Below are 11,882 nucleotides of genomic sequence, written 5' to 3' on the forward strand. Positions count from 1 at the left end.
ATGCATTTAAAAGATATTGTACAAAAGAAAAATAACCTTGAACATATTAAATTAAAGGTTAATAATGATAAAAATATTCTTTTAATTAATATTATGAAATTAACTAAAACACTAAGTTTTTATGTTGAAAATTCGGTTTTAAATATTCAATTAATTGAAGCTTTAAAAAATAAATATAACATTAAAAATAGTTTTATCGAAAATGTGTCTTTAGTTAAGAATAACAATTTCTTAAAATCAATGAAATCAAAATTTATCAAAGAAAAAGAACTTTACATATATTTAACAGAAGAACAAAAATATGGTACAGATTCATATTCTAGATATGAAAGAAATATATTAGAAAATATCAAGAATAAAGAAACTGATTTTATTACTATTGGTAATCGTGCCTCGCAATTTGCGAAACAAAACAATTTAAGTGTTATTAAGTCATTTGAAAATTCTTCTGTAAACAAATTAGCTAAAACGCTCACTCAAATGACGAAAATTTTATTTATCGATAATAATTATTCTAGAGTACATTTTGTAATTAATTCTAATAAGAATTTTAAAAAGCCATTCACAATATTGCCTTTAGAAAATTTTGATATTGATAAAATTTTAGGTGTTAAAAATAAAAATAGATTTGATGAAACTATTAAAGATTATAAAATATTCCCTAATATCGAAACTTTTATCGAAAACCAAATAAATATATTTTTAGAAAACTCAATAAATTCATTAATCACTGAATCATCATTTTATAGTGCTAAAAATGCTTTAGTTGCTACAAACCAAAAAAGTAAGCAATTAGATGATGAATTACTTAAAATATCTAAGCGTATCAATCGTGTAAAACAAGAAAAACAAATTGAAGAAATAGTTTTATTAACAAAGAAAAAGAAAACTGTTTTTGAAGAAGGGGGTAGTGATGAATTTTAAAACTATCCACATATCTTTTATAGATAACAAACATTTAACACTTAAAGGATACTTTTTATCAATTAATCATAATGATGAAGACGATTGAATTAAATTAGAGAAAAATTCAATAAGTGCATATCCGCAAATATTAGTTAAATTTACATCCGAAAAAGAAAATGAATTTTATTTATTTTTAAAAAATGCAAATATAGTTATCGAAGAGGATGAAACTATTATTAAAACTTTTTCATCAATGAAATTTTATAAAAGATCGAAAAATAAACAAAACCACAAAGAAAAAATTAATACCTTAAACGAAAGAATCAATTATTTAAAATTTAAGCAAAATATTGGTTTAACAATTGATGAAACAATAAAATTAGATGAATTAAGAGAAGATTTATATGAATATAAATTGATGCAACAGTTAAAAATTAAAGAAAGGGATGATTATGAGTAAAAAACGTAAATTTTGAAAATTTGCTTCATTAGTTACTTCAACAGTTTTACCAATTTCTTTAATTTCTGCTGGTAATGAAACTACTACAACCACCCCATCTACTCCAACTTCAGGTTCAAACTCTAATTCAAATACAAATAATGCTAATCCCGAAAAAGAAAAGCCAAGATTAAGCAATGAATTTCCTGAGTACGACAAAATAGCAAAAGAAGAAATTAAAAAAATTCTTGAAAGTGCATTAGGAGCGGCAAATAGTTATATTGATAATGAAATTGCCAAATTAGAAGCTAGACCTAGTGAAGACCAAGGAACAGAAGGTTCTTCAAACGATAGTAAGTCTGATGAATTAGATTATAAACAAAGACTAAGTAGACTTACTTATTTACATATCTTAAAAAATTATTTAGAATCTAATAAAGCAAAAATGTTAGAAAAACCGGATGATTACGAATTTACTATTATTTTTCCTTATGTTTTATCTCAAAACGAAAAATTTGATAAAGGTAATGTTACTTATAACGGGAAAGAATATACAGGTGTAACTTTAGGGAAAAGCGCAACAACAAACTACGTCGAAGCTATTAAGAAAAAATATGAAGTAAAAGAAGATGGTGTTATATCAATTGAAACTAAAGACGAAGTTAACGGTCTTCAAAAAGGTAAATTTCAAGAAAGCATTAAACAGTATGGTGATAAATTATTAACATCAATAGGTTCAATAATTTATAATGAAAAAGATGCGCTCGAAATTGAAAAAGATATTAATTTAGAATTTAACACAATCGGAGATAAACAAGGTTATACAATTACTGTTCCTAAAAATTATGGATCTTGAGAAGAGTATTTCAAATCTAGAATCAGACCTCGTTTTATTGATTTTGACTTAACAGCAAATCAAGAAACAGAAATCGAAGAGGAAACAGAACAAGATCAAGAACAACCCACCGAAAATCCTACAAATCCAAATAGACCTCCAAAGGGACAACCAACCGAGCCATTACCTGCAGAACCAGTTGATCCTGAAGAACAAATTTTAGCTATTCCTGCTTTACTACCAAATGTTAAAGCTTCTTTAGGGTATATAACAAAAGAACAATTAAAAAACATTTTCCAACAATATAAAAATCAATATCAAAGTTCTTTAACATCAACTTCAAATACAACAAATAACAATTCTAACGGTGAAGTTGCAAATTCAGAACAACCAACATCTAAAGAACAAATTGATGCTAAAGAAGAGCAAGATTATAATTTAAGACGTGAAAATTCTCCTTTTTACTTTGATAATCCATATAATACAAGGTATAGTTATGATGTAATTGATATTGCAGAAAATAGTGGTAAAATGTTAGCTACCGTAATGATTAGCGATAGAAATGATAAAACTAAAAATATAAAAAGAGAATATAAAATTGAAATTCAATTAGATACATCCGAAGAAGCTCTATCAAAAAATTATTTACATGAGGCAGAAATTGACCAAATAAAAGATCAATTTGGTAGGTTATATCATGCTTTAGGCATTGATTCAAAAATTAATTATACAGATTTAAAAAGTGGTAGACTTTCAAGAGCTCTTTTCTCAATGATTGCAAAAGCTGTTGATTTAAATAATAGCAAAGATTTTGATGATAAAAGAAATGAAATTAACGAATCTTATAATAATGACTTTAATAGTTGAGAAGCAACCTCAAAAGATTTATGAATTTGAACATTAAATGAATTAAAAAATTCAAAAGTAAATAGTTTACCATACTATGAATTAATGTTGAATGCCTACGAAGAACAAATTATTGGATTTTGAGGTGTAGCAATTGAAGATCAAAGCGAACCTTATCGTGCCCAAATTATTAAAGATTGAGAATCTCAAAACTTTAATTTAAATGTTTTAAATGATTTATATAATTTAGTTCGTTTTGATTTATACAAACTTAATTCAATAGTCAAAACTAGTTCTTTTAGTTTAACAATTTGATACGATTCATTTATTGATTCGCTTACATCTCTTTCGAAACATGAAAGAATCTTAAATGAATTAACTAAATCAAAAGATTTAAATAACGAAACAACAAAACAAGATTTTCAAAAATATTATGAAGAAGCAATTGAAATATTAAATAGCCAGTCTGATGAAAAATCCAATTTCTTAAGAGATTTTGGTATATTCTTATTGGTAATTGGTGGTTTAAGTTCATTAATCAACTTAATGGTTGCTTTAATCAAATTTAATAAAAAAACAACACAAATTAAAAAACTTTATCTACTTATTGGTATAACAATGGCCATCGTTTTAATAGCTGGTATTGTATTATTAGCTGTAGGTTTAGGAGTGAAAGGAATTTAATATGATAAATAATCCAAAAATTACATCAATATTTGACTATATTGTTGAAGTAAGCGGTGAATTTCCTTATAAACAGAGACAATTTTATTCATTAAAAGAAAATTCAGAAGTTAAGCTTATGTTAATTAGCGCAACTAAAAATAAGGCGTTTTTAATTGCAAACACAAAAAATACACAATTAAGAATTAATGCCGAGATTGTTTTAGAAAATAACGAAGCAAGTGTATATACATATCACAGTTACTTTGGAAAAGTTATTGATATTGAAGGGAATATTATTTTACCTACAAAACAAAAAAATAATTTAGTTCCAAATGAAGGTCAATCAACTGCTAAAATATTTGAATTAGCACACGATTTGATGACTGTTAAAACCTTAAATGAACAATTATTCACTGGTATTATTCCAATCGATCTTTTGATACCAATTGGTAAAGGTCAAAGAGAATTAATTATTGGTGACCGCCAAACCGGTAAAACACATATAGCATTAAATACAATAATTAATCAAGCAAGAAATGGTGTTAAATGTATTTATGTTGCTATTGGTCAAAAACGTGAAGCTATTTCAAAAATATACAACACACTTAGTGAAAATCAAGCTTTATCAAATACAATTATTATTGATGCACCTTCTACAAGTGCATACGAACAATATTTAGCACCATATATTGGTATGGCTCATGCTGAAAATTTATCAAAAACACATGATGTTTTAATTGTGTTTGATGATTTAACTAAACATGCAAATATAATTCGTGAAATTGCTTTACTAACTGATAGACCAGTCGGAAAAGAAGCCATGCCAGGAGATACTTTCTTCTCACACTCTCAATTATTAGAGCGTTCAGGTTCGTTTGTTGGACGTAAAACAATTACTGCATTACCTATTTTACAAACAGTTGATGGAGATATAACTTCATTAATTGCATCAAATATTATTTCTATTACTGATGGTCAAGTTGTAACCAGCGCAGATTTATTCTCACAAGGTGTATTGCCGGCTATTAATATTAATTTATCTGTTTCTCGTACAGGTTCTAGCGTGCAAAGTCGTCAAGTTACAAAAATTGCTGCCGAAGTTGGTAAAATTTATAAACAATATAAACGTCATCTAAAATTGGCTATGTTAGATTACGATTTTAATAAAGAAACATCTATGTTGATTTACAAAGGTAAAACTATTGATAAAATGTTTCAACAAAGAGGATTTACATTATATAAGCAAGAATTAATTTTATTCACTTCTAAATTAGTTTCATGAACAATTCTTAAAGGTATTAGTAATGAAGATTTAGCTATGAAATTCTTAAATAAATTTATTGTTGAAAATCAACAAGCAAAAGAAAACTACAATAGAATTATTAATGGATTAAGTTATGATGATAATTTAGTTAAATCATTTTTCGCTAGTGCGTTAAAACAATTTTCGGATTACAATAGTTTGGAATGAGATATTGATAATGAATATGATTTCATTGGTTTAGATGAAGCATATTTAGAAAAAGTATCTAGAGAATTAAAAGTTAAAGAAACAAACGGAGGTAAATAATGTTAGGTAAAATCTTAAATTTATGATCAGATATTATTGAAATTAAGTTTGATAAAGAAAATTTACCAAAAGTTAATACATTATTAACTTTACACAATGGTAAAACATATTTATTAGTTAAAAGAGTTTTAAATGATACAACAGTTAGAGCTATAATTATTTATGCTTCTGACGAAATTTCCATTGATGATAGTGTTACAAACACAGGAAGAAGTTTTTATGTTCCAGTTGGTAAAGGATCAAGAAATAATATTTATTCATTCCGTGGAGAACCTCTTTTAGAAGGAAGAGGTACAAAACCTTTATACATTGAAATGAATTCTATTATTAATAATGATAGATATTTAACAAATGAAGTAACTCTTGTAGAAACAGGTATTAAGGCGATAGATTTCTTTATTCCAATTATTAAAGGATATAAATTAGGTATTTTTGGTGGTGCCGGAGTTGGTAAAACAGTTTTAATGAAAGAAATTATTTTTAATGTTAATCGTAAAAATCAAAAAACATCTAATGTTTTTATTGGTTCTGGAGAACGTTCAAGAGAAGCTATTGAACTATTCAATGAGTTAGAACAATCTAAATTAATGGATAAATCAGTAATGTATATTTCTAAAATGAACGAATCACCTGGAGCACGTATGTCAATTGTACCAATTGGTGTAACAGCTGCTGAATATTTAAGAGATAGAGAAAAAGAAGATGTTTTATTATTTATTGATAACATATACCGTTTTGTTCAAGCTGAAAATGAAACAAGTGCTACATTAGGTAAAAAACCTTCTGTTGGTGGTTATCAATCAACACTTGATAGTGACGTTGCTAATATTGAGGATCGTTTATATAGAAACCAAAACGGATCAATTACTTCATTCCAAACTATGTTTTTACCAATGGATGACTTATCGGACCCTTCTGCAGTTGCGGTGTTTAATCACCTTGATGGAAGTTTGGTCTTATCAAGAGCCCAATCTGCTAAAAATATTTTCCCTGCTTTTGATCCACTTGCATCAAATTCTAACTCAGTAGATGAAAAAATTATTGGAAAAAAACATTTTGAAGCAATAAGAAGAGCAAAAAGTATTTTAAAAGCTTATAAAGATTTAGAAGATGTTATTTTAATTCTTGGATTCGATGAACTTGATGAAGAAAGTAAAGTCATTGTTAAAAAAGCTTTACAACTAGAAAACTTCTTTACACAAAATTTCTTTATGACAGAGCATTTTACAAAGGCGCCTGGTCAATATGTTAAATTAGAAGACACGGTCGAAAGTGTTATTAGAATTTTAGATGGTAAATATATTAAGCAATCACCAGAAATTTTTCAATACGTTGGTGATAACTTAAGTATTCCAACTGACGAAGAATTAGGATTATAATTTTAAAAACTCCTCATTAAAAGAGTGAGTTTTTTTTACAAAAACTTATTTTTTGCTAAAAAAATGATTAAAATATTAACTTTTTAATAAAAAAATAAGTTTATAGTGATATAATATTATAAGAAAAATATAATGAATATTACACGGAGGAATTATGTCAAATCCAAAAGTAAAATTAGATCAATCATTTATTGAAGAACTTAAAAAAACAACTAAAGCTTATAGTAATTCACTATCTATAGCCATTAGGAATAATATTAAAAACGAAAATAAAAAATAATAAAAAAACATAAGAAATTAGAAATTTTCTTATGTTTTTTTATTAAATTCAGAATTATTTATTATGCTTAACATTTAAAAAATACATTTTTAATAATTGAATATTTAATTCTAAAAAAGGAGTAAATCGTTTTTTTTAAATTATTTAAAAATTAAAATAAAAATATTTTATGCATAAAAGTTGCCTCTATATATAGAAATGTACAATTTAATTTGTATAAAAGAATACTTATATACGAACGTTTTGAGGTAAATTATGAAAATAAATAAGAAATTTTTAAATAAAATTACTCTTTTAGGAGTGACTTCAAGTTTATTTGGTTTGGTTTCGCTTAATAGCAGTAACCAAACATTAAACGAAACTGAATTAAATGACTCTGAAAAAGAAGTTTCTAAAATAGAATATACAATTAATCCTAATCCACATAATTTAAAGTATTTTGATAATTTAAGTTTTATTTCATCAAAATATACACTAGTTCGTGGATCATCAATTTTGTCGGATAAATATTTAGATCATCATATTAAATCTGTTTTAAATCTTAAATCTACTCTAGAATCAGAGAACACTTTAGATTATTTATTAGACAAAAATAATTTAAATACTAGAGTATTAATCGGAATAAAAGGTTCTGATGATGAAGTGTCTAAATATATTGAGTCTAAATATGAATCAGAAATTGATAATGATTTCAATAAGTTTGATGCTTATTCTCTAGTTGTTAAAAATAATAATATCGTAATAATTGCTAAAGATAAAGAAGGTGTTTTCGCTGCTTTTAATACATTGAGTTGAATATTTGAAGAAATGAACGGTCAATTTATTAGAGATTTAGTAATTAATGATTATGCTGATACTAAAATTCGCGGTTTTATAGAAGGGTATTATGGAGTACCTTGGTCTTGAGATGATAGAAGTTCAATGATGACATTAGCTGGTAAATATAAAGCTAATTCATATATATTTGCTCCAAAAGATGATCCGTATCATAGTGTAAAATGAGATGAATTATATCCTTCTGAAGAAATTGAAAAAATGAAAAAAACAGTTGAAGCAGGGCATTATGCTGGTGTTGAATTTACATGAACCGTGCATCCATGAATTAACAAATCACATGCTATTGATTTGCAAAACAATTATGATTCTGAAGTTACAAAATTGAAAGCGAAATTTAAGCAAATGTATGATGAAGTCGGTATTAGGCAATTTGGTTTATTAGCAGATGATATTGATGGTCAACCATTTAATCTTGTAAAAAAATTAATCGAAGATTTAGTTGCATGAGGTTCTGAAGAGGGTAGAGAAGTAAAAGGTTTTGTGTTTGTTCCAACAAAATATGAAGGAATGTCAAATACATGATCAGGAACAGTGGCCCAATTGCAACAGTACCAAAGAGAACTACCTGATAATTCTAAAGTATGGATTGTTTATACAGGTGCTAATGTTTTTGGTAGTGTAGAAACAAGATCTATAAATTGATGAGTTAATACTTCTGGAACAAATAGGTCACCTTTATTTTGGTTAAATTGACCTGTAAATGATCCAGATTATACAGCCCTTAATTTAGGGCCCGGAACAATGTTAAATAACGATGTTGAACCAAGTAAATTATTAGGTGTTGTAACAAACCCAATGCAAGAAGGTGAATTATCTAAAATTGCAATTAGTGCAATAAGCTCGTATACATGAAATATTAAAGACTTTGACGCTTGAAAAGAATGAAAAGAATCATTTTATAAAATAGCCCCTGAAGCCCCTGAAGCCCTTATGAAATTAGCTAGTCACATGACTTCTACATCTAAAGATGGAACTAGATGAGGGGTTAATATTGATGATGAATCTAAGGATATAAGACCATTAATCAATTCGATTACAAATTCGTTGAATTCAAATAATAATTTAAATGAATCAGATAGAGAACAATTATTAAGTGAAATGGAATCCATAATTGATGCTTATGATGAATTTATGCATTATTCAACTAATGAAAAAATGAAGCAAGAAATGGAATTATTTGGATTATCATTATCTAAAATAGCCGAAACAATTAAGAATGGTTTAGTAGCAATGAAATTGTTTGATGAATTAAATTCATATGATTTTAACATTAGATTAAAACAAGCTAAATTATTTGAAGCATATCAATACGCTGATAAAGCTAGAGAGGCATTTAATTTTGCTAAACATTTAATTAGAGAAGATTTAAAAGAAGGCTCAAAACCAAGAGATAAAGAAAAAATTGTTAGACCAGGTAATCAATATTTAGAACCTCTTGCAAAACTCATTTTAAATAAAATTAATTTTATTAAATCAAAGTCAGGAAATATAAATTTAGATAATTTATATGTTTCAAAAGAAAATAAAAGTCAAATTGCAAATCCAGAATTGTATAAGCAAACTGTTGAAAATGAAAGTGCAAATTCTCAAATTATTTCAAATATAGATCCTAATAACCGTGAAAATGTGGGTGCAGCATATATTGGTGCATCAAAAATAGAATACTTAAGTCCTAAAGATGAAACAAAACAAACTTTAACTTTAAAAGGTGGTCAATATATTGCGTTTGATTTAAATGTTGTCTCACAAATAACATCATATAATTTAGTTCTAGATGGAAAAGATAAAGATAACAAGAAACTAAAGAGATATTATTCAACAACATTTGATAAAATTAACTCAGTACCTAAAGATGTATCAGATGAAAAACCTTTTATTGCTAGATATATTATTTTATTCAACGATTCAGAAGAAGAATTAGAGTTTAGTATTACTGATTTTAGCTTAGTAAGAAGTTCACATGTTGAACAAATAACCAATGGTGCCAATAAGCAAAATGTCGAAAAAGTAAATAATTATAGAGTTCATTCATCGGATTATAACGAAGAAATGAATATGTATAAATATTTATTCCAAGATTCTGATTTTATCTTTACTTCGCACTCTGATAACGGAGAATTAGTTATCGAAAGTGAATCAGATGAAAATGCTTTATTTAATGAATTTTACATTAAGCAAGACCCTCTTTATATTTCGCATGCTTTAGTTTATGCGACAGTTTACAATAAAACAACCGGAGTCACCCAAAACAAAAAAATGGGTAATCTAGACCAAGTGGAAAACTTTTTTAGAGCACCTCTCGATAAAGATGAAATTGTTCTTAAACTAAATATTCAATATAGAAATTCTAAATTGCATCTTGATAAAATTGATGTTTTAAGTAATTTTAATCGTTTAGATTATTCAGAAGTTAAAACTGCATTAGAAGATTTAAAAGAATCTCGAAAAAAACACGAAAATATTACATTTACATCAAACCAAAATATTGATACATTAATTTTTAAAGCAGAAGAATTGTTAAAAAACAAATTAGGATATTCACAAATTGCAATTAATAGATTGAGAAACGAACTTATAAAATCTAAGTATGTTTATGATGTTGTAGCAAATCAAGATAATATTAACAAACTTGATTCCTTAGTTGCGGAATTAGAAAAATATAGTTCAGAAGATTTAACTAAAAAAACATTTGTTATGCTTAATAATAATTTATTAACATTCAAATCATTTAAAAATACTAGAAATAATAGTTTAACTAACGATGAAGTTTTAAAATGAATTGACAAATTAACTAAAATCAAAAGTAAATTAGTATTTGATAAATCTAAATCTGATCGTTATTTAGAATTATATACTTTAAGAAAAGATTTATTGAGTTTATCTACAAGTAATGATTATCCAAATCATGTGTTTGAAAAAATGAATGATTTGATTAATAATTTAGATAAATATTACGATAATAATGAAAGTATTCATTCTAATAGTGAATTATCTTCCATCGGAGAAAAACTATCTGAACTAAAAGTAGTACCTTTAGAAAAAGCACAAATAAATGATGAATCCTTAAAGGAAATAAATATTCTAGAAAATTCTATTGATCTAATTACTAAAAATAATATTTTAAAATTAGATTTAACTTTAGAATATAAATTATTAGACGTGACACGTAAAAACTTAGATTTTTATTCTAAAGAAGCTTTAAATAAGAGAAACCAACAAATTAAAGAGATTAACGCAGCTTATTTTGAAAAAGTATCAAAAATAGTTAAATCGCAATTAACTAAATTTAAAGATAAGTTAGATTTATTAAAACCTTCAAATAAATATATAAATTCAAAATTATTCCAAAAATTTGTAAAAGATTTAGAAGTATCTATAGACGACTTAAATTTAAATAAAAATAATTTAAATCTCGATAAATATTTAGAAGAATATTTAAGAATAAAAGATAGTGTTAATGATAAATTAAATTCTTTATCTAATAATATTTCAACAACAATGTATTTACAAAACCTTTATGATATAGATGATAATTTAAATGATATTTTTGTTCAATGAAAAAGAAATATTAAATATCAAGCGGAAAAATTATTAAGTTTAGAGGAATATGATCCAAAAACCTATTCTGATAAAGTCGAAGAATTGTACCAAAAAGGTAGAGATTTAGAAACATTAGAGTTAAAAAAAGATACTTTAAATAAAATGTACCAAGATTTTTTAACTAAAAAACAGGTTTTAAGTGATTTATTAGAAAAATCTAGAGAAGCAAAAGACAATTCTAAACCTTTTGAAATTTATTCTTCAACAACAAAATTGGTTAATAATATCGAAACTTCTCTAAAAGAAAATCCACAAAACGAAATTGAATTTGCAAAATTATTAGATCAAACTGATGATTTAATTAATACTGCTCATAAGTATTCATTAATCGAATCAAATATAGGAACTAAACCTGAGAATAATGTTGTGGTAATTGAAAAAGAGTCGCCATCTAAAAATACAAAAAAAGAAAATAATGTTTCAAGTTCATTAGTTTTATTAATTGTATTAAATGCGATTGTTACATTTGGTATGGCCCTTTATCTTGCATTTAAAAAAATTAAAAAGAATAAAAATAATTAAGG

7 protein-coding genes are annotated in these 11,882 nt (G+C 25.7%); all 7 read left to right on the top strand.

Annotated features, from left to right (window positions below; all coding sequences use genetic code 4):
• The 7 genes from JXZ92_RS00230 to JXZ92_RS04020 all read left to right on the top strand — a co-directional run bounded on the left by JXZ92_RS00230 (nt 1) and on the right by JXZ92_RS04020 (nt 11,880).
• Nucleotides 1–924, top strand: a complete 924-nt coding sequence (locus JXZ92_RS00230) for an MSC_0622 family F1-like ATPase gamma subunit (protein WP_205851741.1) — start codon at nt 1–3, stop codon at nt 922–924.
• Nucleotides 914–1,366 carry an MSC_0621 family F1-like ATPase epsilon subunit gene (locus JXZ92_RS00235; RefSeq protein WP_205851743.1) on the top strand — a complete coding sequence of 151 codons (453 nt, stop codon included), beginning with the start codon at nt 914–916 and terminating at the stop codon, nt 1,364–1,366. The genes JXZ92_RS00230 and JXZ92_RS00235 overlap by 11 nt, the downstream gene beginning before the upstream one ends.
• Nucleotides 1,359–3,710, top strand: coding sequence for an MSC_0620 family F1-like ATPase-associated subunit (locus JXZ92_RS00240; RefSeq protein ID WP_205851745.1), 2,352 nt, complete (start codon nt 1,359–1,361; stop codon nt 3,708–3,710). The genes JXZ92_RS00235 and JXZ92_RS00240 overlap by 8 nt, the downstream gene beginning before the upstream one ends.
• 1 nt (nt 3,711) lies before the next feature.
• The gene (locus tag JXZ92_RS00245) at nt 3,712–5,262 is read left to right on the top strand and encodes an MSC_0619 family F1-like ATPase alpha subunit (protein WP_205851747.1); all 1,551 of its coding nucleotides are present in this window, start codon (nt 3,712–3,714) and stop codon (nt 5,260–5,262) included.
• Nucleotides 5,262–6,641 carry an MSC_0618 family F1-like ATPase beta subunit gene (locus JXZ92_RS00250; protein ID WP_205851749.1) on the top strand — a complete coding sequence of 460 codons (1,380 nt, stop codon included), beginning with the start codon at nt 5,262–5,264 and terminating at the stop codon, nt 6,639–6,641. The genes JXZ92_RS00245 and JXZ92_RS00250 overlap by 1 nt, the downstream gene beginning before the upstream one ends.
• 154 nt (nt 6,642–6,795) lie before the next feature.
• Nucleotides 6,796–6,921 (top strand): hypothetical protein, encoded by a 126-nt coding sequence (locus tag JXZ92_RS03960; RefSeq protein ID WP_255533578.1) that lies wholly within the window; start codon nt 6,796–6,798, stop codon nt 6,919–6,921.
• 255 nt (nt 6,922–7,176) lie between these two features.
• Nucleotides 7,177–11,880, top strand: a complete 4,704-nt coding sequence (locus tag JXZ92_RS04020; protein WP_205851751.1) for a beta-N-acetylglucosaminidase domain-containing protein — start codon at nt 7,177–7,179, stop codon at nt 11,878–11,880.
• Nucleotides 11,881–11,882: the final 2 nt, after the last annotated feature.

The sequence above is a fragment of the Mycoplasma sp. CSL10137 genome (assembly GCF_017116845.1).
Lineage (GTDB): Bacteria > Bacillota_I > Bacilli_A > Mycoplasmatales > Metamycoplasmataceae > Mycoplasmopsis.